Annotated in this window: 18 protein-coding genes and 4 pseudogenes; 11 read left to right on the top strand and 11 right to left on the bottom strand. The window is 66.8% G+C overall.

Features of this window, described 5'->3' with window-relative positions; all coding sequences use genetic code 11:
* Positions 1-111 precede the first annotated feature (111 nt).
* Both CFB50_RS14835 and CFB50_RS14830 read left to right on the top strand, forming a co-directional pair.
* The gene (locus CFB50_RS14835) at positions 112-939 is read left to right on the top strand and encodes a ferritin-like domain-containing protein (RefSeq protein ID WP_039360322.1); all 828 of its coding nucleotides are present in this window, start codon (positions 112-114) and stop codon (positions 937-939) included.
* Between the two features lie 71 nt (positions 940-1,010).
* On the top strand, positions 1,011-1,517 hold the full coding sequence (locus CFB50_RS14830) for a hypothetical protein (protein WP_089446350.1): 507 nt from the start codon (positions 1,011-1,013) through the stop codon (positions 1,515-1,517).
* Here the strand turns inward: CFB50_RS14830 and CFB50_RS14825 are convergent.
* The 3 genes from CFB50_RS14825 to CFB50_RS14815 form a co-directional block, all read right to left on the bottom strand.
* The gene (locus CFB50_RS14825) at positions 1,511-2,974 is read right to left on the bottom strand and encodes a DEAD/DEAH box helicase (RefSeq protein WP_089446349.1); all 1,464 of its coding nucleotides are present in this window, start codon (positions 2,972-2,974) and stop codon (positions 1,511-1,513) included. The genes CFB50_RS14830 and CFB50_RS14825 overlap by 7 nt on opposite strands.
* Positions 2,975-3,108: 134 nt before the next feature.
* The gene (locus CFB50_RS14820) at positions 3,109-4,407 is read right to left on the bottom strand and encodes a c-type cytochrome (RefSeq protein WP_069248787.1); all 1,299 of its coding nucleotides are present in this window, start codon (positions 4,405-4,407) and stop codon (positions 3,109-3,111) included.
* A gap of 19 nt (positions 4,408-4,426) precedes the next feature.
* A complete protein-coding gene (locus CFB50_RS14815; protein ID WP_046544481.1) occupies positions 4,427-5,191 on the bottom strand; it encodes a c-type cytochrome in 765 nt (254 codons plus the stop codon).
* 379 nt (positions 5,192-5,570) lie between these two features.
* Here CFB50_RS14815 and CFB50_RS14810 point away from each other — a divergent pair, with 379 nt between their 5' ends.
* The gene (locus CFB50_RS14810; RefSeq protein ID WP_089446348.1) at positions 5,571-6,503 is read left to right on the top strand and encodes a CopD family protein; all 933 of its coding nucleotides are present in this window, start codon (positions 5,571-5,573) and stop codon (positions 6,501-6,503) included.
* Between the two features lie 154 nt (positions 6,504-6,657).
* On the opposite strand, the gene dgoD is transcribed toward CFB50_RS14810, so the two are convergent.
* Positions 6,658-7,806, bottom strand: a complete 1,149-nt coding sequence (gene dgoD, locus CFB50_RS14805; RefSeq protein ID WP_011353101.1) for a galactonate dehydratase — start codon at positions 7,804-7,806, stop codon at positions 6,658-6,660.
* A 163-nt stretch (positions 7,807-7,969) separates the two neighbouring features.
* Between dgoD and CFB50_RS14800 the strand changes: the two genes are divergently transcribed.
* Positions 7,970-8,653: a FadR/GntR family transcriptional regulator gene (locus tag CFB50_RS14800; RefSeq protein WP_083265915.1), complete on the top strand. Its 684-nt coding sequence runs from the start codon at positions 7,970-7,972 to the stop codon at positions 8,651-8,653.
* A gap of 27 nt (positions 8,654-8,680) precedes the next feature.
* Here the strand turns inward: CFB50_RS14800 and CFB50_RS14795 are convergent, their stop codons facing one another.
* Entirely contained in the window at positions 8,681-8,926 is a 246-nt protein-coding gene (locus CFB50_RS14795; protein ID WP_069248784.1) for a DUF1272 domain-containing protein, read from the bottom strand.
* 155 nt (positions 8,927-9,081) lie between these two features.
* Here CFB50_RS14795 and CFB50_RS14790 point away from each other — a divergent pair, with 155 nt between their 5' ends.
* Entirely contained in the window at positions 9,082-9,429 is a 348-nt protein-coding gene (locus CFB50_RS14790) for a GFA family protein (RefSeq protein ID WP_089446695.1), read from the top strand.
* Positions 9,430-9,463: 34 nt separating this feature from the next.
* On the opposite strand, the gene CFB50_RS14785 is transcribed toward CFB50_RS14790, so the two are convergent.
* The gene (locus CFB50_RS14785; protein ID WP_089446347.1) at positions 9,464-12,565 is read right to left on the bottom strand and encodes a transglycosylase domain-containing protein; all 3,102 of its coding nucleotides are present in this window, start codon (positions 12,563-12,565) and stop codon (positions 9,464-9,466) included.
* A gap of 422 nt (positions 12,566-12,987) precedes the next feature.
* Between CFB50_RS14785 and CFB50_RS14780 the strand changes: the two genes are divergently transcribed.
* Positions 12,988-13,380 (top strand): MAPEG family protein, encoded by a 393-nt coding sequence (locus CFB50_RS14780; RefSeq protein WP_089446346.1) that lies wholly within the window; start codon positions 12,988-12,990, stop codon positions 13,378-13,380.
* A gap of 156 nt (positions 13,381-13,536) precedes the next feature.
* A complete protein-coding gene (locus CFB50_RS14775) occupies positions 13,537-13,821 on the top strand; it encodes a PAAR domain-containing protein (protein WP_048242675.1) in 285 nt (94 codons plus the stop codon).
* A gap of 61 nt (positions 13,822-13,882) precedes the next feature.
* Here CFB50_RS14775 and CFB50_RS14770 read toward each other — a convergent pair.
* The 3 pseudogenes from CFB50_RS14770 to CFB50_RS14760 form a co-directional block, all read right to left on the bottom strand.
* Positions 13,883-14,191, bottom strand: a pseudogene (locus CFB50_RS14770) (cupin domain-containing protein); the annotation flags it as partial.
* A pseudogene (locus CFB50_RS40520) lies at positions 14,188-14,430 on the bottom strand (DJ-1/PfpI family protein); the annotation flags it as partial. The pseudogenes CFB50_RS14770 and CFB50_RS40520, both read right to left, overlap by 4 nt.
* Positions 14,431-14,481: 51 nt before the next feature.
* Positions 14,482-15,426, bottom strand: a pseudogene (locus CFB50_RS14760) (LysR family transcriptional regulator).
* Positions 15,427-15,840: 414 nt separating this feature from the next.
* Between CFB50_RS14760 and CFB50_RS40000 the strand changes: the two are divergent.
* Positions 15,841-15,956, top strand: a pseudogene (locus CFB50_RS40000) (PAAR domain-containing protein); the annotation flags it as partial.
* A gap of 78 nt (positions 15,957-16,034) precedes the next feature.
* Here the strand turns inward: CFB50_RS40000 and CFB50_RS14755 are convergent.
* Positions 16,035-16,346 carry a cupin domain-containing protein gene (locus CFB50_RS14755; RefSeq protein ID WP_089446345.1) on the bottom strand — a complete coding sequence of 104 codons (312 nt, stop codon included), beginning with the start codon at positions 16,344-16,346 and terminating at the stop codon, positions 16,035-16,037.
* Positions 16,347-16,413: 67 nt separating this feature from the next.
* The gene (locus tag CFB50_RS14750; RefSeq protein ID WP_089446344.1) at positions 16,414-17,097 is read right to left on the bottom strand and encodes a DJ-1/PfpI family protein; all 684 of its coding nucleotides are present in this window, start codon (positions 17,095-17,097) and stop codon (positions 16,414-16,416) included.
* 117 nt (positions 17,098-17,214) lie between these two features.
* Between CFB50_RS14750 and CFB50_RS14745 the strand changes: the two genes are divergently transcribed.
* The 3 genes from CFB50_RS14745 to CFB50_RS14735 all read left to right on the top strand — a co-directional run bounded on the left by CFB50_RS14745 (position 17,215) and on the right by CFB50_RS14735 (position 20,511).
* Positions 17,215-18,186: a GlxA family transcriptional regulator gene (locus CFB50_RS14745; RefSeq protein ID WP_089446343.1), complete on the top strand. Its 972-nt coding sequence runs from the start codon at positions 17,215-17,217 to the stop codon at positions 18,184-18,186.
* A gap of 186 nt (positions 18,187-18,372) precedes the next feature.
* Positions 18,373-19,347, top strand: a complete 975-nt coding sequence (locus CFB50_RS14740) for a LysR family transcriptional regulator (RefSeq protein WP_069248776.1) — start codon at positions 18,373-18,375, stop codon at positions 19,345-19,347.
* Positions 19,348-19,710: 363 nt separating this feature from the next.
* Positions 19,711-20,511, top strand: a complete 801-nt coding sequence (locus CFB50_RS14735) for a hypothetical protein (protein ID WP_144020657.1) — start codon at positions 19,711-19,713, stop codon at positions 20,509-20,511.

Below are 20,511 nucleotides of genomic sequence, written 5' to 3'. Positions count from 1 at the left end.
TCGGCCGGACCAATCCACTATAAACGCAAGTAAAACGCCGCCAGCGGGAGGGTCGGCGCCTGTGCCGAAGGCATGGGCCGGCCCCCGCGCGACGACTGGGAGCGCACCACCATGGACACCAAAACGACGCATGTGATGCCGTGGCGAATCGAGGACATCGACCTGAACCGGATCGATCGTCAACGTGCCGCCGCGAACGAGGATCTGTTGCTGCTGCTGTGCGCGTCGTCGTTCATCGAAAGCGGCTCGGATCTCTACACGAGCAATCTGAGCCAGTTCTTCAACGACGATCCGGAAGTCTCCGCATGGCTCAACAATGCATGGGAGCACGAAGAATTGCAGCACGGTCGCGCGCTGAAGGCGTACATCGCGCACGTGTGGCCGGAGTTCGACTGGGATACCGCGTTCGCGAACTTCTTCGCCGAGTATTCGCAGACCTGCAAGGTCGAGGCGTTCGAGAAGACCCGCGCGCTCGAGATGGTCGCGCGCTGCGTCGTCGAGACGGGCACGGCCACGCTCTATCGCGCGATCAACGAATGCTCGGACGAGCCCGTGCTGAAGGAAATCACCGACAACATCCGCACCGACGAAGTGCGCCACTACAAGCACTTCTTCAAGTTCTTCAAGAAGTACAACCAGGTCGAAGGCAATGGCCGCCTTGCGGTGCTCGGCGCGCTGGCGCGCCGCGTGATGGAAATCAAGAACGAGGATTCGGAGATCGCGCTGCGCCACGTGTTCGCGGTCCGCTATCCGGATCGTGTCGGCGACAGCCAGTACAACCGCGAACGCGCCGCGCGCATCAGCACGCTCGTGCGGCGCAACCTGTCAGCCGACATGTGCGTGAAGATGCTGCTCAAGCCGCTCGACCTGCCCGCGAAGATCCAGCCGGGCGTTCACTATCCGCTCACGAAGATCACGCGGCACGTGTTCCTGCGCTGATCGCCGCAGCGTGGCCCGACGCGCGTATGCTCGGGCTTCTTCATCCGCTTGTCCACCGGGGCCACGCCATCATGACCGATACCCATCGCCACGCGCTCGAACAATGGACGTTCGATGCGTGGCCGCCGGCCGTCGTCTCATTGTTCGACGGTACCGCGCTCGAACGTCATGCCGACTTCGCCGCCTCGCTGATCGTCGCGACCGACGATGGCCAGTTGCGCACGACGCTGCTCGGCGTCGGCGAGATCTATGCACACGATGCGCGCACGCTGCTGCTGGCGCTCTGGCCGCAATCGCGTGCGGCGCGCGCGATCGCGCAGCGGCGCACGGCCGCGTTGACGCTCGTCGCGGACGGCGCGTTCTTTCAGGCGCAATTGAGGATGGTGCCGCTCGAAGGAGACTTCGGCGGACTGGCCGGATTCGCTGCGACGATCGCGCACGGCGATGCGCAGCGGGTCGGCTATGCGCGTCTCGCGACAGGTGTCACGTTCACGCTGGAAGGGGAGCGCACCGAGGTGCTCGCGCGTTGGCAACGCCAGGTCGAGCACCTGCGGCGCGCAGCCGCACGGCTTCAGTGACCGCGCTGGCCGCTGCGCGACGAACGGTTGCGGTTCGCGTGCGCGGCATTGCCGTTCGCCGGGCGTGCGCTGTTGCCACCGCCGGCCGGACGTCCGCCGTTGTCGCCGGCGCCGCCTTGCCCTTGCGTGCGCGGCTTCGCGGCTTTCTGCTGCGCCGCCTTCGGTTGCGATGCCTTCGATTGCGCGTTGCCGTCGCGCTTCGCGGCCGGCTGGCCTGAGCCGCCCGCGCGCGGCTGGCGATTGCCGCCACCACCGCCACCGCCGCGCGGCTGTTGCTGCCCGCGGCGCTGCTGGATCGGCTCCGGCTTCGCGTTCGGATCGGGTTCGAAGCCCGCGATCACTTCCTGAGGAATCTCGCGCTTGATCAGCCGCTCGATGTCGCGCAGCAACTGCTTCTCGTCGACGCACACGAGCGACACGGCTTCGCCGGTCGCACCCGCGCGGCCCGTGCGGCCGATCCGGTGCACGTAGTCTTCCGGCACGTTCGGCAGGTCGAAGTTGACGACGTGCGGCAGCTGGTCGATGTCGATCCCGCGCGCGGCGATATCGGTCGCGACGAGCACCTGCAGCGTGCTGTTCTTGAACTCCGCCAGCGCGCGCGTGCGGGCCGACTGGCTCTTGTTGCCGTGGATCGCCATCGCGCTGATGCCGTCCTTCGTCAGCTGCTCGGCGAGCCGGTTCGCGCCGTGCTTCGTGCGCGTGAACACGAGCACCTGGAACCAGTTGTGTTCGCGGATCAGGTGCGTGAGCAGTTCGCGCTTGCGGTCGCGGTCGACCGGGTGGATCTTCTGCGCGACGCTTTCGGCGGTCGTGTTGCGGCGTGCGACTTCGATCAGTGCAGGCGAGTCGAGCAGGCTGTCGGCGAGCGCCTTGATCTCGTCGGAGAAGGTGGCCGAGAACAGCAGGTTCTGGCGCTGCGGCGGCAGCTTCGCGAGCACGCGCTTGATGTCGTGGATGAAGCCCATGTCGAGCATCCGGTCGGCTTCGTCGAGCACGAGGATGTCGAGGTCCGACAGGTCGATCGTCTTCTGCTGCATGTGATCGAGCAGGCGGCCCGGCGTCGCGACGACGATGTCGACGCCGCGCTTGAGCGCATCGATCTGCGGATTGATGCTGACGCCGCCGAACATCACGGTCGAGCGCAGCTTCAGGTACTTGCTATAGGCACGCACGCTTTCCTCGACCTGGGCGGCGAGTTCGCGCGTCGGCGTGAGGATCAGCGCGCGCACTGCGCGCTTCGCGCCGCGATGCTCGGCGTAGAACGTATGCAGGCGTTGCAGGATCGGCAGCGTGAAGCCGGCGGTCTTGCCGGTGCCCGTTTGCGCGCCGGCGAGCAGGTCGCCGCCGCCGAGGACGGCGGGGATCGCCTGTTGCTGGATCGGGGTCGGCGACGTGTAGCCGAGCTCGTTGACCGCCTTGACCAGCGGTTCGGCCAAGCCGAGAGATTCGAAAGACATAGATACCACTCTTCAGTTTTATGATCGGCGACGTCTCGCGCGGCCCGCGCGGGAGGTGACATCGCAAAAAGCAAAATGCAAAAGGGCGCGGCCGCGGTTTCCCGCAGCCGCGCCCCGTGTGTGTCCGCCGCTTCTTAGTCGAGCGGCGCGGAACGCAGGTCGCTCACCTGTTGCGGCGAGATCGGCGTACCGTTGTTGCCCCACGACATCCGGATATACGTGACGACCGCCGCCACTTCCTGGTTCGACAGCGACTGTGCGAACGGCGGCATCCCATACGGACGCGGATTCTTGAACGTGCTCGGCGGATAGCCACCGTTCAGCACCATGCGGATCGGGTTGACGGCTGATTCCATCATGATCGAGTGGTTGCCCGCGAGCGGCGGATAGGCCGGCGGCTTGCCTGCGCCGGTTTCGGCGTGGCAGGTCGCGCAGTTGTCCGCGTAGATCTTCTTGCCCTGGTCGAACAGCGCGTTGCCGAACTGCTTCGACGGCTCGTACTGCATGTTCTTCGGCGCTTCAGCCTTCTGCGGAATCGACTTCAGGTACGTCGACATTGCGCGCGTATCTTCGTCGGTCATGTACTGCAGGCTGTTGTGAACCACGTCCGCCATCGGGCCGAATACCGCGCCCTTCTGCGACACGCCGGCCTGCAGCAGGTCGGACAGCTCCTGCACGTGCCAGTCGCCGAGGCCGAGTTCCTTGTCGTTCGTCAGCGACGGCGCATACCAGTTCTGCAGCGGGATCAGGCCGCCGGCAAACGCCGACCCCGTCACCGGGCCGCCCATCATGTTGATCGACGTATGGCACATCGAGCAGTGGCCGAGGCCTTCGACGAGGTACGCGCCGCGGTTCCATTCGACCGACTTGGTCGGATCCGGCTTGTATTCGCCTTCCTTGAAGAACAGCGTACGCCAGCCGATCAGCAGGTTGCGGTTGTTGAACGGGAACTTCAGTTCGTGCGGACGGCTCGGCACCGACACCGGCGGGACCGAACGCAGGTACGCGTAGATCGCGTCCGAATCCGCACGCGTGACCTTCGTGTAGCTCGCGAACGGGAAGCCCGGGTAGAGCAGGCTGCCGTCCTTCGAACGACCAGTGTGCATCGCGCGGTAGAAGTCGTCCGACGTCCACTTGCCGATGCCATCCTTGTCGTCCGGCGTGATGTTCGGCGTGTACATCGTGCCGAACGGCGTCGCCATCGGCAGGCCGCCCGCGAACGACTTGCCGCCGCGCACGGTGTGGCACGCGATACAGTCGCCGACGCGCGCGAGGTATTCGCCCTTCTTGATCAGCGCGGCCTGGTCGGCCGGCGTGGCCGCGACGGCGGAAGCGCCGTGCAGCGTGTCGTTGCCCGGCCACAGGACCGGCACGAGGGCGGCAGCCGCGACGATCGCGACGGCCGAGAGTGCAAACAGGGACTTGCGTTTCATTGTGTCTGTCTCCCTTGCCTTATTGCGGTTCGCTGCCGCAGGCGAGCGGAGTCTTCATCGAACGCGCCGGAGCCGGCACGGGGTTGGCGGGCGCCGGTTGCGCGGCGAGCCATGCGGTCACGGCCGTCACGTCTTCGTCGGAAAGCTTCGAAGCGACTTCATGCATGCAGTCGGGCGCCTTCGCGTGGCGGTTGCCCGAACGCCATGCACCGATCTGCGCGCTCAGGTAGTCGGCGTGCAGGCCGACCAGGCCCGGGATCGCCGGCTGCATGCCGGTCAGCGTCGCGCCGTGGCAGGCCACGCAGGCCGGCAGCTTGCGGGACGGGTCGCCTTGCGTGACGAGCTGCTTGCCGCGCGCGAGCGTCGCGGCCGGCAGCGTCGGCTTCGCCGGCGCCGGGTACGGCGGGCGTTCGGCCGAGAAGTGCTCGGCCATTTCACGCAGGTAGTCGTCGTTCAGGTACGTCAGCAGGTAGTTCATCGGCGGGTACTTGCGCCGGCCATCACGGAAGTTGACGAGCTGGTTGTACAGGTACTCGGCCGGCTTGCCGGCAAGACGCGGGAAGTAGTCGTTGTCCGTGCCCTGGCCATGGACGCCGTGGCAGGCCGTACAGCCGCGCACGCGCTCGGCCATGGTATCGGGCGCCTTGAGCGGCGCCTGCTGGGCGTGCGCTTGCTCCGTGGGCTTGGTCTGCGCTTGGGCAGCGCTCATAAGGCCCGCGCTGCCGAACATCAGAACGGCGAGCAGCGGACGGAAGAGGCGTCTTGAAGACACACGAGACTCCATGTTTATTCGACGGGGACCTGTTGTCCGGGCTACGATCGGCTCGGCGCATGACGGCAAGGCAGCCGGGCTGCTGCGACGCGGCATTCTATCATCGATGGGTAATGACGGCTATTTGGCAAAAGGACATCGGTTCCTGTCCGTTTGCGACTTGCGACAATTTGACGCGCATTGCGAAGTGTCGGTGTGAACCGGCGTGCGTTTTCACCATCGAAGACCGTACACTCGCGGGTCGCGCGGCGCCGCCTCCGCCGCAGGTCCTGTCATTTCTCCCGTTTCCGGATTCATCGATGACGTTTTCTACCGTGCCGTTGCCTTCCTCACGCTGTCCTTCCCGTTGCCGTCGCTCCGTCGGCCTGCCGCTTTCGGGAGGGTGTGCGCGATGAAGTTCGACAGCTTGTGGATCGGTCAGGTCGCGCTCGCGGCGCTGATGGACGCCGCGTTCGCGATGGCGGTCGGCTCGGCGCTGCTCACGGCATGGCTCGGCAAGGACGGTGCGCGTCCGGTCGTCGCGCCGTCGCATCCCGCATGGCTGCGCGCGCAACATTCGCTCGTCGCGGCGGCGCTGGCGCTGGTGCTCGCGGATCTCGGCTGGCTCGTCTACGAGGCGGCGACGATGAGCGGGGCGGGGCTCGGCGGCGCGTTCGCCGCGATTCCCGTGATGCTGATGCAGACGCATACGGGCTTCGCGTGGAGCGTCGCGTTCGCCGGCGCCGTCGTGCTCGCGATCGTCGCGCTGGCGAAGCCGGAGGGCCCGGCCGCGCACGCGGTGCTGTGGCTCGCGGTGATCGTGGTCGCGGCCGGCAAGGCGTCGCTCGGCCATGCGGCCGATACGGGCGCGCTGTCCGCGGCGGTCGGCGTGCAGACGCTGCACCTGCTCGCAACGGCCGTGTGGGGTGGCCTCGTGCTCGCGGGCGGGCTCGCGGTGCTGCCGGCGCTCGGTTCGTCGGTCGCGCGCGGTGCGCTGATTCGCATCGGCCAGCACCTGTCGCGCACGTCGATCGTCGCGGTCGTCTTCTTGCTCGGCACCGGCGCACTCAATGCGATCCGCGGGCTCGGCGGTTCGCTCGTGCCGCTCGACGGCAGCACGTGGGGGCGCGTGTTGCTGCTGAAGCTGCTGCTCGTCGCGCTTGCGCTCGTGCTCGGCGGCCTGAACCGCTTCGCGGCGCTGCCGCGCCTGCGCCGCACCGCGTCGACCGAGGATGCGCACACGTTCCGCAACATCCTGCATCTCGAAGCGCTGACGATGATCGGCGTGTTCGTCGCGGCCGCCGTGCTGTCGTTCAGCGTGCCGGGGTTCGCGGCACTCGGCTGACGGCAGGGCGCGCGCGGCGCGGCGCAAGGCCGCCGTCGCGCACCCGGCACGTGCCGGACACCACACTGCGCATGCAAAAACGGCTGCCCGTCGGGCAGCCGTTGTCGAATCGATACTGACCGCGCGGGTCGCAGCCGCGCGCTGCGCATTGCGCTCACCACTCGGCGACGCTGCCGTCCTCGTGACGCCACACCGGGTTGCGCCAGCGGTGCCCCGTCTTCGCCATCTCGCGCACCTTCTCCTCGTTCACGTCGATGCCGAGCCCCGGGCCCTGCGGGATCGCGACGAAGCCGTCTTCGTAGCGGAACACCTCGGGGTTGCGCAGGTAGTCGAGCAGATCGTTGCCCTGGTTGTAGTGGATGCCGAGGCTCTGCTCCTGGATGAACGCGTTGTAGCTGACCGCGTCGAGCTGCAGGCACGCGGCGAGTGCAATGGGCCCAAGCGGGCAGTGCAGCGCGAGCGCGACGTCGTAGCTCTCCGCGAGCGTCGCGATCTTGCGGCACTCGGTGATGCCGCCCGCGTGCGACGCGTCCGGCTGGATGATGTCGACGTAGCCGCCCGCGAGGATGTGCTTGAAATCCCAGCGCGAGTACAGCCGCTCGCCGAGCGCGATCGGCGTGTTGGTCTGGTTGACGATGTCGCGCAGCGCCTCGGCGTTCTCCGACAGCACCGGCTCCTCGATGAACATCAGCTTGTACGGGTCGAGCTCCTTCGCGAGCACCTTCGCCATCGGCTTGTGCACGCGGCCGTGGAAGTCGACGCCGATCCCGACATGCGGGCCGACCGCATCGCGCACCGCCGCGACGTTCGCGATCACCTGCTCGACCTTGTCGTAGGTGTCGACGATCTGCAGCTCCTCGGAGCCGTTCATCTTCACGGCCTTGAAGCCGCGCTCGACCACCGCGCGCGCATTGTTCGCGACGTCGCTCGGCCGGTCGCCGCCGATCCACGAATACACCTTGATGCGATCGCGCACCTGGCCGCCGAGCAGCGCGTGCACGGGCACGCCGTGGTGCTTGCCCTTGATGTCCCACAGCGCCTGGTCGACGCCCGCGATCGCGCTCATCATGATCGGGCCGCCGCGGTAGAAGCCCGCGCGGTACATCACCTGCCAGTGATCCTCGATCAGCAGCGGATCGCGGCCGACGAGGTAGTCGGCCAGTTCCTGCACGGCGGCCTCGACCGTGTGCGCGCGACCTTCGACGATCGGCTCGCCCCAGCCGACGATGCCCTCGTCGGTTTCGATCTTGAGGAACAGCCAGCGTGGCGGGACGACGAAGGTTTCGAGGCGGGTGATTTTCACGGTGCGAGTCTCCAGGGTTGACCGGCGCGGGCAGTCGGGCGCGGCGCACGGTCGCGTGCTTTCATGGTTATCCTAGCGCAGCCCGTTAAAAAATAGTATTAATAGCACTATTGTGCAGATAGTGGGCAGCCGGCACGCCCGGGTACCGGCATAACGGAGAACGATCATTCGACGCGACCTGCATGGACAAACGGCCTTCCGGCTCGCCACGGCGATCCTGCGCGGCGACTACCCGCCCGAGTCGCTGCTGCCGAGGGAACCCGACCTGATGGTGATGTACGGTGTGAGCCGGACGGTGATGCGCGAGGCGCTGCGTACGCTCACGTCGAAAGGGCTCGTCGAGTCGCGGCCGAAGATCGGCACGCGCGTGCGGCCGCGCGGCGTATGGAACCTGCTCGACGCCGACCTGCTCGACTGGTACGCGCGTGTCGCGCCGCCGATCGCGTTTGCGCTGAAGCTGCAGGAAATGCGCGAGATGGTCGAGCCGTACGCGGCCGCGCTTGCCGCGCGCATGCATACGCCGGAGACGTTCGACGCGATCGACGGCGCGGCCCGTGCGATGGCCGCCGCGCGCAACGTCGACGAATGGGTGCGCGCCGACCTGCGCTTTCACCTGAGCGTGCTCGAGGCCGGCGGCAACGAACTGCTGGTGCCGCTCGGCACGCTGATCGATCGCACGCTCGAGGCGCAACTGCATCTGAATGCGCGCCGCGCGGACGTGTACAACGCGTCGCTCGCCGAGCACACGGCCGTCAGCGACGCGATCCGCGTGCGCGACGAGGACGGTGCGCGCCGCGCGATGGCGGCGCTGCTCGCGGTGACGCGCGCACGGATCGAGATGTCGTGACGGGGAGGGGCCGGCCGTACGGCGCCGTCAGGCGTTCGCGCAGCCGCCCGGCTTGTGGATGCGTTCGGTGGACGCCGGGTACTTCGCGAGCAGGCTCGCCGGCCGTCGCGGGCGCACGACTAGGTCGCCGCCGCAGTTCGGGCAGCGGCCCTTCAGCACGTCGTCGGCGCAGGTCGCGCAGAACGTGCATTCGAACGTACAGATGCGTGCATCGGCCGAATCGGGCGGCAGGTCCTTGTCGCAGCATTCGCAGCCGGGGCGCAGTTCGAGCATGACGGTTTTCCTTGGTTTGGGCAGGGTCGGGACGGGCGCCGCACGGACATTGCGTGCGGCGCATGTGCGCGCTACTGTACCTGCATGGATCGGCCCGGCCAACGGTGTTCCGCCGGGGCGCCGTCGATGCGCACGGGCCGCACCGGGAGACGACCATGCTTTATCGCGGAAGCTGTCACTGCGGCGACGTGAAGTTCGAGGCGGAAGGCGACCTGCAGGGCGTGATGGCGTGCAACTGCTCGATCTGCCAGCGCAAGGGCGCGCTGATGTGGTTCGTGCCGCGCGACCACATGACGCTCCTCACGCCCGACGAACATCTCGCCACCTACATGTTCAACAAGCACGTGATCCAGCACCGCTTCTGCAAGCGCTGCGGGATTCACACGTTCGGCGAGGGCGTCCACCCGAACGGCACCGCGATGGCCGCGATCAACGTGCGCTGTCTCGAGGGTGTCGATATCGACGCGCTGCCGGTCACGCACTACGACGGCCGCTCGCACTGAGCGGCGCACCGGCGCATGAACGGACGCGCGGCCGTCAGGACGGTTGCGCGGTAGCGGCGCCCGGCGCGGGCGTCTCCGCCTGCGGGGCGGGGCCCGCGGTGCGCGTGCCGGCCGGGCGCTCGATCAGCGGCGCGAGCGCCGGCGCCATCGATTTCAGCAGCTGCACGGCCATCGCGCTCGTGAAGTCGTAGCGCGCCGCATACGGCTCGTGCGCCGTTGCGGTCAGGACCCCGAAGAACCGGTCGCCGAGCACGAACACGAAGGTGCCGCTGCGGTTCACCTTGCGCGACTCGATCAGCCGCGCGCCGCGCGCATAGACGTTGAAGCGCTGGTCGCCCGTCCCCGTCTTGCCGTACACGTCGAGCGTCTTGCCGTCGGGCAGCGTGAAGCCGCCCGCGAGGCGGCGCGCGGTGCCGTTGAGCACGACGTCGCGCAGCAGCGTGTGCGCCACGTTGACGATCTCCGGCGACAGCGTCGGCTGCGGCTGCGCGGTCGCGCGCACGAAGCGCGTTTCGTACGGCGTGCCCTTCGCGAAGTCGAGCCGCGTGATCGTCTCGGTCGGTGCTTTCTGGCCGTCGTTCGCGATCAGGCCGATCAGTTTCGCGAGTGCGTCGGGCTGGTCGCCCGATGCGCCGATCGCGGCCGCGTACGACGGCGTGACTTCCGCGAACGGGTAGCCGAGCGCACGCCACGACTTCGTGATTTCCGCGTACGCGCGCAGCTCGACCATGCGGCGGATGCGGCGGTCCTGGGTCGCGTGGTAGCGCGTCTTGTACAGCCACGAATACGTGTAGAAGCGTGCATCGCGGCTGTCGCGCTGGACGTCGGCGAGCGGCGCTGCCGGGTGCGCACGCAGGTAGTTGAGCGTCCACAGCGCGAGCGGATGCACGCTCGCGATGTAGCCGCGATCGTTGAGGTTGAAGCGGTCGATCGCGTACTTCGCGTAGAGCCTGGCGAGATCGTCGTCGGACAGCGTCGCGGCCGGCGTGCCCTTCAGTTGCACGCGCATCTGCGCGTCGAACCACGCGAGCGATTCGTTCGGCGCGACGCTGCGCAACACCGTCGCGATCTTCGGCGGCGATTTGCGCACGTCCTTCAGCATCAGCGCGAGCGCGTCGTCGGGCGCCTTGCCCGCATAGCGCGTGTAGTAGCGCTTCACGTAGACCTGGCTTTCGCCGTCGACGAACTGCTGCAGGTAATGCCGGCGCTGGTCGGGATCGCCGAGCCACGATGACGACGGGCCGGCCGCCTGGAGCGTCTCGTAGTGGACGATGTCGCGCATCAGCCGCACGAACACCAGGTTCACCGAATGCTCGAACGCCGTGTGCAGCGTCAGGATGCGGCCGTTGTCCGATTTCTCGAAGTTCGAGAACACCTGCGCGCCGCCACCCGTGTAGAACACGTCCGGGCTCGCCGAATACTTGCGTTCGACGGCCGCGTCGAGCATTGCCTGCAGCGAGCGGTCGCGCGTATGTGACAAGTAGTCGAGCGCCCAGCGCGACAGCCCGTCGATCGGGTCGGGCTTCACGCGCGCCAGCTCCGCGTTCGACAGGTTCGCGTAGCGCGCGTGCAGGTCGGACACGATCTGCAGGTAGGTGATCAGCGTACGCAGTTTCGCGGTCGAGCCGAGGTTGATGCGGCCGCCGCGATTCACGTCGAACGGCTCGTTCACGCTGTCCGTCTGCACGCGCAGCAGGTTCGCGCCGTTGCGGCGTTCGTACAGCGTGAAGCTGTACGTGAGGTGCGACGGGTCGTCCTTCGGCGCGAGCATCTCGTAACCGTACAGGCCGGCCTTCTGCGCCCCGTCGCGCGTCGACGCCTGGGCGAGCCGTTCGGCGACCGCCTGCTGCACGCCGTTGTCGAGCGTGCTGGTCGCCTGCAGGTCGAACTGGTCGAGCTGGTACAGGTCGCTGATGCCGAGCGCCGACAGCAGCGACGCGCGCGCGGACGTCACGGCCTTGCGCGACACGAACGACTGCACGTGCGCGGCGGCCGGCGGCGCGCTGCGTTCGATCTGAGCGTCAAGCGCGGCGTCGCGCAGCGCGGGCGAGATCACGCCGCCGTTCGACAGCAGCCGCAGGTAGCTGTCGGTCAGCTTCTGCAGCGCCGGGTAGCCGCTGTTGAGGAAGTACGACGGCGCGCGCTGCGCGATGATCAGCGACAGCACCTCGCGGAACGCCTTGCCCTGTTCGTCGACGTTGTCGCCGGTCGTCGGCGCGGACAGGATCCGGTTCACGTCGTTGAAGTCGCGGCCGTACCACGCGGCGAGGCCGTCGCCGAGGCCGGTGATTTCGCCGATATGCGGCCGCGCGGCGAGCGGTACCGAGTTCAGGTAGCGCACGACGATGGTGCGGCGCGCGAGCATCGTCTGCGGGCCGTTCAGGTACGCGCGCACCGACGCGGACGCGATCTGCCGCAGCTTTTCGGGTGGCGTCGCGGTGCGCCCGTCGGGCGAATGGCGGAACTTCTCGATCTGCGTCGCGAGCGTGCTGCCGCCCGGGCGCGCCTGATGGCGGTTGACGACGTGCAGCGCCTGGTCGGCGACCGCGCGGCCGAAGCGCCCCCAGTCGATTGCCGGGTTGCGGTTCGGTTGGTTCGCGTCGAGCAGGTAGCGATCCTCGATGAACAGCAGCGAATCGGCCACCACGCGCGGCACCAGGTCGAAATCGGCGTAGACGCGCTGCGGGAACACGGTCGCGAACAGCGGCGCGCCGGTCGAGTCGAACAGCATCAGGCCCGCCTGATCCTTTTCTTCAAACGGGAGGAACAATCCGCGCTCGCCGAGCGACAGCATCCGCTGCGAATCGCGCGCCTGCTTGCCGACGACGAAGCCGCGCGCGAGCAGCCGCTCCTGGAACGCCGGAATCATCGCGTAGCCGAGGCGCTGGTCGTATGGGCCGTTCGCGGGGAAGCGGATGTGATCGCTCGGGCCCGTCTCGACCGTGTAGCCGACGTCGCGGGTGAGCTCGGACAGGTAGCGCGCCTGCAGCCGGGACGTTTCGATCTCGCTCTGCACGAGTCGTGCAACGATCGCCACGGCGATCAGCAGCGCGGCCAGCAAAGACCACTTGACCCACGTCCAGACCGATGCGGGACCGGTCACGCGCGGCACGATACGATTCAGCGGCCGATTCATGGCGGCGTCTCCCTGAAGGCGCGGGCTCCGGCCGCACCCCATTAAGGATTAGTGTAGTCCTCCGCAGCGGGCTGCCAAGGACGTTCACTACCGAGATGCGTGGGCGCAACGCACGTGCCTGGGACGCGCTGTCACCCGCGTCGCGCTGCAGTGGTGCATGCCGTCGCAGCGTAACGTTTGCGCGTTTCGTGCCGGGGGCGCGCGTGTGGCGGGATGGGTCGGCTGGCCGGCCCGGAAGGCCGGGCAGGCGGGCAATGCACCGGTTTCGTGCGGTGCGTCGGAGCGACAATTGGGATCGGAACCCGACCGTAAAATTGTGTCCGGCGCACGGCGATGCTGCGGGTTTCCGTGATGGTCGCGCGGGTCGGTCACGGGTACGATCGCGGGATATGCGGCGCATTTCCGCTTTTGCCGGGAGTCCCATGCCGATCCACCCCGTCGCGCTCGTTTGCACGGCCATCCTCGGGCTGCTGCTGTTCGGGCTCGGGCTCGTCGTGTCCGTGACGCGCTTCCGGTGCACCACCGGTTCCGGGTGTGCGGCCGATCCGGCGAACGGGTTGCACAAGATCGTGCGCGCGCACGGCAACACGGCCGAATACGCGCCGTTCCTCGCGGTGCTGTTTCTCTACTTCGGCGCACACGATCCATCGCGCACGATCCTGGCGCTGATCGTCGCGGCGACCGCGTGCCGTTGCCTGCTCGTGATCGGTTTGCTCGCGTGGCCGACGATGGCCAACCCGAATCCCATGCGTTTCGTCGGCGCGCTCGGTACGTATCTGTGCGGCGCCGCACTGTGTCTCGCGCTGTTCGTCTGAGTGGTGGCGGCCGGCGGCATACGGCACGGCGCCTGATCCGGGAGGCGGCTGCGACGAGCGGTGATATGCTCGCGGGACGCCCGCGATCGACGGGCAGATTCCGACTGCCTGCGCGCTGCCGCGATGCACGGCATTTCCGAGGGAAGAACCGACAACATGAGCCGCAAATTCATTCTGAAGGGCGACACGACCGACCACGGCGGCGTCGTGCTCGAAGGGATCGCCAATTCGTCGTTCGACGGACGCGAACTCGCCTATCTCGGCGCGCCGGTGTTCTGCGCCGCCTGCAAGTCGCCGGGCGTGATCGTGTCCGACGGCGGCGAGCGGACGATGACCGTGATGGGCAAGGTCGTTGCGCTCGAACACGACCTGTGCCAGTGCCTGTGCACGCCGCAGCCGAAGCTGATCGCGTCGCAGGCCACAGGGACGATCACCGGATGAAACCCGCCGCGCGGAGGCGGTTGCCATCCGCGCGGCATCGACGCACGGCCGCCGGCCGCCAGACGCTGCCTTCGGTTTCGATCACGAGGATGCGTGCTTCGCCGAGCGGATGCGCGACGTGCTCGGTGCCGGCCGTGGCGTGGAACACATCGCCCGTTTCGAGCACCGTCGCGTGCTCGACGCTTGCTTCGCGATAGCGCATCTCGATGCGACCGTCGAGCACCGCGAACACTTCCTCGCCGTCGTTCACGTGCCATCGATACGGCTGGTCGGTCCAGTGCAGGCGGACCGTGATGCCGTTCAGGTTTGCGACGTCGAGCGCGCCCCATGCACGGTCTGCGGTGAACGCGGCGCTGCGGATGATGTTCATCGATGGGTTCTCCGGCGCGGATGCGCGTCGTCTTCCAGTCTTCGCGTCAATTTTCCGGTGTCCGTATTCAGCGCGACATCGCGCGCAGCGCCTGTGGGGGCGGGCGCGTATTCGAGTTGGAGCTGGATCGCCTGTGCTGCTTCGTCGCCGGCCAGTTCCGCGGCGATCGTCAGTGCGAAGTCGGTTCCGGCCGTGACGCCGCCGCCCGTGATCAGGTTGCCGTCGCGCACCACGCGCTCGGTGCACGCCAGCAATGCAGCCATGCGGCGCAGGCGGCGGCCGAACCGGGTTCAGGCCGGCGGTTCCTGGGTGTCCGACGGGCTGCCGGAACGGCAGGCCGGATAAGTGAGCTCGGGGTTTGGGTGCGTGCACGTGAAATATTCGATCACGTGATCGACGAAAAGGCGCGTCTTGCGCGGGAAGTGCCGGCGGCTCGGATACGCGATGTTCATCTCGAGATCGTCGACGCAATAGCCGCCGAGCAGCGGCAGCAGCCGGCCGTCGCGGAGGTCGTCCTCGACGAGGAAGCGCGGGAGGATCGCGACGCCCATGCCGTTCAAGGCGAATTGCCGGATCAGGCCCAGGTTGTTCGATGCTGCCTACTTGTTCGGGCGCACGGCGAAGCGCATATTGCCGAGGTCGAACGACACCGATTCGCCCGCGTAGTCCGACTGGAACAGCAGGCACGCATGATGCTCGAGATCGCGCGGATGCACGGGCTGACCATGCCGGTCGACGTATTCGCGCGACGCGCAGATGACGAGGCCGAATCGCGTGAGGACTCGCCGCACGGTGCTGGCGCCGGTGATGCGCTGCGTGATCAGCAGCCCGACGTCGAATCCTTCCGACACGAGGTCGACATGCCTGTCGACGACCGTCACTTCGGGCACGACTTTGGGATGCTGGCGCTTGAATGTGTCGAGCGCCGGGGCGAGCATCTGGATGCCGAACATCACGGGCGCAACGATCTTGAGCGAGCCGATCGGCTCATGATTCAGCGATGCGATCCTCTCTTCGACGCAATCGATCTCGTCGATCAAGCGGCGCACCTGCTCGAAATACAGGCGTCCGGCGTCGGTGAGCGACAGGTTGCGCGTCGTGCGGTTCAGCAGGCGCGCGCCGAGCCGGTTTTCCAGGCTCAGGAGCAGGCGGGTGGCGGACGAGTTGGAAATGTGCAGGTCGGCGGCGGCTTTTGCGAAGCTCTGCATTTCGGCGACCTTGACGAACAAGCGCATCGACTGGAGTTCATCCATGTTTTTTGATGTTGATCAGTGAATTTATCTTTATTGAATTGTATTCCTCTGTTTTTTAATTAACGAAACGCCATGAGGCAATTGTGTTTTATCGAACCGGGTAAGAATTCAAGGTGGAGGCGGCGAGATTCTGAAAGGTTTTGTGGCGCGCTGAAGCCTTGTGGGCGTTGTTTGACGGGCGTGCTCGCGTGATTTTTTCGCGCCAGATTTTCGGGATAATTGGCTGGAAATTTATTGAGATAATCGGGCTGACTGAATTATGTGGGTTGATTTTCGTACTTGTACTAAATCAATTTTAGGAATTGTACGAGAGTTGTTCTGGCGATATCGGGTTGCATTGCGCAATGCGATTGCCCTTCGCGCCCGCACGTGCCGCCATTGCCATAGCCGCTTCGCGTGATCGTGTCGGACGGCGGCGAGCGCACGTGACCGTGATGGGCAAGGTCGTCGCGCTCGAACACGACCTGTGCCCGTGTCGGTGCGCGCCGCGGCCCAAACTCGTCGCGTCGCAGCGGGACGAACTCCGGATAGAACCCGCCGTGCAGGCGGGCGTTCCGCGTGTGCAACGCAGGCGGAATGCCCGCCCGATCTCAGACGCTGCCTTCGGTTTCGATCACGAGGATGCGTGCTTCACCGAGCGGATGCGCGACGTGCTCGGTGCCGGCCGACGCGTGGAACACGTCACCCGTTTCGAGCACCGTCGCGTGCTCGACGCCTGCTTCGCGATAGCGCATCTCGACGCGACCGTCGAGCACCGCGAACACTTCCTCGCCGTCGTTCACATGCCATCGATACGGCTGGTCGGTCCAGTGCAGGCGGACCGTGATGCCGTTCAGGTTCGCGATGTCGAGCGCGCCCCATGCACGGTCTGCGGTGAACGCGGCGCTGCGGATGATGTTCATCGATGGGTTCTCCGGCGCGGATGCGCGTCGTCTTCCAATCTTCGCGTCAATTTCCCGGCGTCCGCATTCAGCGCGACATCGCGCGCAGCGCCTGTTCGATCGTCGCCTTGCGCGTCGCGAAACCGGCGGCCGAACGTTCGGTGACGCGCATCACGACCGCTGCCGGCGCGGTGTCGGGCGAACCGGCGTCGAACGGCGGGGCGGGCGCGTATTCGAGTTGCAGCTGGATCGCCTGCGCTTCTTCGTCGCCGGCCAGTTCCGCGGCGATCGTCAGTGCGAAGTCGATGCCGGCCGTGACGCCGCCGCCCGTGATCAGGTTGCCGTCGCGCACCACGCGCTCGCGCACGGGCACCGCGCCGAGCGGTTCGAGCAGCGAGTGGAACGCCCAGTGCGTCGTCGCGCGCCGCCCGCGCAGCAGGCCGGCCACGCCCAGCAGCAGCGCGCCCGTGCAGACCGATGTCACGTAGCGCGCGGCGGCCGCGCGCTGCTGCACGAACGCGATCGTTTCGGCATCGAGCAGCAGCGCGTTGATTCCGATCCCGCCCGGAATGCAGATCACGTCGAGCGGCGGGCAGTCGTCGAACGTGCAGGTCGGCGCGAGCGCGAGCCCGCTGCTCGACGCGACGGTGTCGCGCGACTTCCAGACCAGGTGGACGGTGGCGTCGGGCAGCGACGCGAGCACGTCGTGCGGGCCGGTGAGATCGAGTTGCTGGACGCCCGGAAACACGAGAAAGCCGATATGCAGGGTCATGCGAAGACTCCGAGAGGAAGGGGAGCGAACCGTTGCGGGCACGGGATGGACAGATCGATTCTAGGCGCGTAGTGTTTGGCGAAATTGCCATATCTCCCACGTTTTCAGCCAATCGCCATGCCTGCCGCCCCGCGTTCGATCCTGGTCCTCGCGTTTCCTCGTGCGCAACTGCTCGATGTGTCGGGGCCGCTGCAGGTGTTCGCGTCCGTCAACGAGCTCGCGCTGGAGCGCGGCCAGTTGGCGCCGTATGCGCCACGCGTCATCGCGGCCGAGGCGGGGCCCGTCGAGACGTCGTCGGGCTTGGTCGTGATGGCGGAATCGCTGCGTTCGGCGGCGCGCCACCCCGATACGCTGATCGTCGCCGGCGGCAAGGGCGTGCATGCGGCATCGAAGGATGCGCGGCTCGTGCGCTGGGTACGGCAGCAGGCGGCGCGCACACGGCGTGTGGCATCGGTCTGCACCGGCGCGTTCCTGCTCGCTGAGGCCGGCCTGCTCGACGGGCGGCGCGCGGTCACGCACTGGGCGCGCTGCGACGAATTCGCGACGCGCTATCCGAACGTGCGCGTCGAGTCCGATCCGATCTTCATCCGCGAAGGTGCGCTGTGGACTTCGGCCGGCGTGACGGCCGGCATCGATCTCGCGCTCGCGCTGGTCGAGGAGGACCTCGGGCGGGCAACCGCGCTCGACGTCGCGCGCGAACTCGTCGTGTTCCTTAAGCGTCCGGGCGGGCAGGCCCAGTTCAGCACGATGCTGTCGATGCAGCGCACCGACGACCGGTTCGGCGAACTGCACGCATGGATGGCCGAGCACCTGACGGCCGACCTGTCGGTGCCCGCGCTGGCCGAGCGCGTGCGCATGAGCGAGCGCAGCTTCGTGCGTCACTACCGCGCCGGCACCGGCCGCACGCCCGCGCGCGCGGTCGAGCAGATCCGCGTCGAGGCGGCGCAACGCCTGCTCGGCGAAACGGTATGGCCCGTCAAGCGGATCGCCGCGCGTTGCGGCTTCGGCTCGGAGGAGACGCTGCGCCGCTGTTTCGTGCGCGTGCTGGGTGTATCGCCGCAGGGGTATCGCGAGCGATTCGTGCCGTAACGCCCCGCGTGCGGCAGCGACCGAGTGGGGCCGGAGCGATCGCCGCGCGGGACTGAGCGGAAATCGATCGCTTTCCAGTCCGAAACGCAGAAACTATTCAGGATCGGAGAACAATAGGTGGGGGCTTGTGCCGCGCCCGCCGCGCGCTCTATTCTGTTTCGTTGGCGATTCGAAGGGGGGAGCAGCATGGACCGAATCCAGGCAATGGAAGTTTTTACCCGCGTCGTCGACGCGAACAGCTTCACGCGCGCGGCCGACACGCTCGCGATGCCGCGTGCGTCGGTGACGACCATCATTCAGAATCTCGAGGCGCTGCTCGGCGTGCGCCTGATGCACCGGACGACGCGCCGGCTGTCGCTGACGCCGGAGGGGGCGGCGTACTACGAGCATTGCATGAAGATCATCTCGGAGATCGCGGAGGCCGACGCGAGTTTCCAGACCGGCAACCGCAAGCCGAGCGGCGTGCTGCGTGTCCACATGCCGAGTTCGCTCGGGCGGCGCATCGTGCTGCCGTCGCTGTCGATTTTCCGGCAGCGCTACCCGGACATCACGCTCGAACTGGGGCTCTCCGACCGCTACGTGGATCCGGTCGAGGAGGGTATCGACTGCATGATCCGGGTCGGGCCGCTCGAGGATTCGTCGATGGTCGCGCGGCGGATCGGGATGCTGAAGCGCGTGACCTGCGCGTCGCCCGATTACCTCGCGCGTCACGGCGAGCCGCACGAGATTGCCGATCTCGCCGAGCATCATGCGGTGAACTTTCGATCGAGCCACGGCGCGCGGGCGATTCCGTGGGTGTTCATGATCGACGGAAAGCCGTTCGAGGTGCGGATGAACGGGACCGTCACGGTCAACGATTCGGATGCCTATGTGACGTGCGGGCTGGAAGGGTTCGGGATGATCCAGCCGACGCTGTTCATGGTGCTGCCGAACCTGCTCGACGGCTCGCTGGTCGAGGTGCTGCCGGACTGCAATCCGAAGCCGAAGCCGATCTCGATCGTCTATCCGCACAACCGGCATCTGTCGCAGAAGGTGCGCGTGTTCGCCGACTGGATCGCGGAGGTGTTCGAGTCGACGCCGTCGCTGGAAGGTGGGGAGAACTGGCGTGGGCGGGTGGGGGCGCAGGCGGCGAAGGTGCAGAGAGGGGCGGTGGCGGCGTGAAGTGCTGCATGGCGTGCGACGTCCGCGCTGACGTGCATGCGCGAGCGCATCGATGCTTGGAAGAGATGTGATGGCGATGCGGCCGGGTACGCGTGCGAAGCGCGTTGTACCCGACCGGGCATGCAGGCTGGGGCCTTCACGACTCGAGCGATCTGTCGTTTGACCGGCGTTTCACCTTTCTCGCCGTATTTTTCGTGCGGCAATTCCGCCCGAGGTGGTTGAGCCCCTGGCAACCCCGACAGATATCTTTTGACCGGCCGATTCGTTAAATTCGCGCAGCGGCTTTCCGCATTCCGTGGAGAGGCTGCGGCCGGGCTGACTGCAGCCACGAGAAATGCTCACGATCACCGGGGAGAGGGAACCGTGTCGAAGTCCATGACGATCATTCGACGCCTGGCGTGCCTGCTGTGCGCACTGGCGCTCGGGGCATGCTCGAAAGACTGCAGCAACATCCTTTCCGGCAATCATTCGACGTCGTGCGATCTTGCGTGGGGAGCCGCGATGGTGGTCCTCGCACCCTATGCGCTGGTGTCCGACGCAATCGACAAGCACCGGCAAAATGCGCGCAAAGAGGAAACCTGGAAGCGGTGGAAAGCGGGCGATCCGCCGGTCGTCGCGGAATGCGTGATCGACTGCCGGTTACCGTTGCATGTGACTCAGTCCAACTCGGACGAGTTTGAGCAGCTCTTCGTGCGCAGCCTCAATCAGATCATCGCGTGGTGGGGCGAGCATCCGACGCCCGGTCAGCTTCCCGTCGTGGCGGTGGCCTACGAATACAAGGGACGACGCTTGATGGAGTCGGATCCGGGGGCGGCCGAAGCCTTTCTGCGCAAGGCTGCCGTCATGGTGGCCGAGCCGGAAATGGCGGAAGGCCTCGAATCGGACTATTTTCCGGTCGGCGTTGCCTTGAACAACAAGCATTACTACGAAAAGGCGGCACAGGAGATTCAGGAAAGCCTGATGGTCCTGCGTTTCAAAAAGAACGGCGCGGGCGCCGACGATTTCACGTGTCAGCCTATCGCGGCATGGCCGCCGAGTTACCCGGTGAAGCTGGATGACGCGTGCGATCATGCGTATCAGCGCCTTTACGATCCCGAGTACAAGAAGATTTCCTATACGTATCAACGTATCGACAGCGTTTATGACCCGGTTCGGTCTAAGTAG

The sequence above is a fragment of the Burkholderia sp. AU33423 genome (assembly GCF_002223135.1).
Taxonomy (GTDB): domain Bacteria; phylum Pseudomonadota; class Gammaproteobacteria; order Burkholderiales; family Burkholderiaceae; genus Burkholderia; species Burkholderia lata_D.
The sequence above is the reverse complement of the archived record's forward strand: the minus strand, read 5'-3'. Positions and strand labels throughout refer to the sequence as shown.

Coding starts and splice junctions, on each gene's coding strand:
- CFB50_RS14795 (WP_069248784.1), bottom strand. CDS start 8,926: ATGCTCGAACTGCGCCCCGGCTGCGAATGCTGCGACAAGGACCTGCCG.
- CFB50_RS14835 (WP_039360322.1), top strand. CDS start 112: ATGGACACCAAAACGACGCATGTGATGCCGTGGCGAATCGAGGACATC.
- CFB50_RS14780 (WP_089446346.1), top strand. CDS start 12,988: ATGCCGATCCACCCCGTCGCGCTCGTTTGCACGGCCATCCTCGGGCTG.
- CFB50_RS14820 (WP_069248787.1), bottom strand. CDS start 4,407: ATGAAACGCAAGTCCCTGTTTGCACTCTCGGCCGTCGCGATCGTCGCG.
- CFB50_RS14810 (WP_089446348.1), top strand. CDS start 5,571: ATGAAGTTCGACAGCTTGTGGATCGGTCAGGTCGCGCTCGCGGCGCTG.
- CFB50_RS14815 (WP_046544481.1), bottom strand. CDS start 5,191: ATGGAGTCTCGTGTGTCTTCAAGACGCCTCTTCCGTCCGCTGCTCGCC.
- CFB50_RS14825 (WP_089446349.1), bottom strand. CDS start 2,974: ATGTCTTTCGAATCTCTCGGCTTGGCCGAACCGCTGGTCAAGGCGGTC.
- CFB50_RS14745 (WP_089446343.1), top strand. CDS start 17,215: ATGCCTGCCGCCCCGCGTTCGATCCTGGTCCTCGCGTTTCCTCGTGCG.
- CFB50_RS14755 (WP_089446345.1), bottom strand. CDS start 16,346: ATGAACATCATCCGCAGCGCCGCGTTCACCGCAGACCGTGCATGGGGC.
- CFB50_RS14775 (WP_048242675.1), top strand. CDS start 13,537: ATGAGCCGCAAATTCATTCTGAAGGGCGACACGACCGACCACGGCGGC.
- CFB50_RS14790 (WP_089446695.1), top strand. CDS start 9,082: ATGCTTTATCGCGGAAGCTGTCACTGCGGCGACGTGAAGTTCGAGGCG.
- CFB50_RS14785 (WP_089446347.1), bottom strand. CDS start 12,565: ATGAATCGGCCGCTGAATCGTATCGTGCCGCGCGTGACCGGTCCCGCA.
- CFB50_RS14750 (WP_089446344.1), bottom strand. CDS start 17,097: ATGACCCTGCATATCGGCTTTCTCGTGTTTCCGGGCGTCCAGCAACTC.
- CFB50_RS14740 (WP_069248776.1), top strand. CDS start 18,373: ATGGACCGAATCCAGGCAATGGAAGTTTTTACCCGCGTCGTCGACGCG.
- CFB50_RS14830 (WP_089446350.1), top strand. CDS start 1,011: ATGACCGATACCCATCGCCACGCGCTCGAACAATGGACGTTCGATGCG.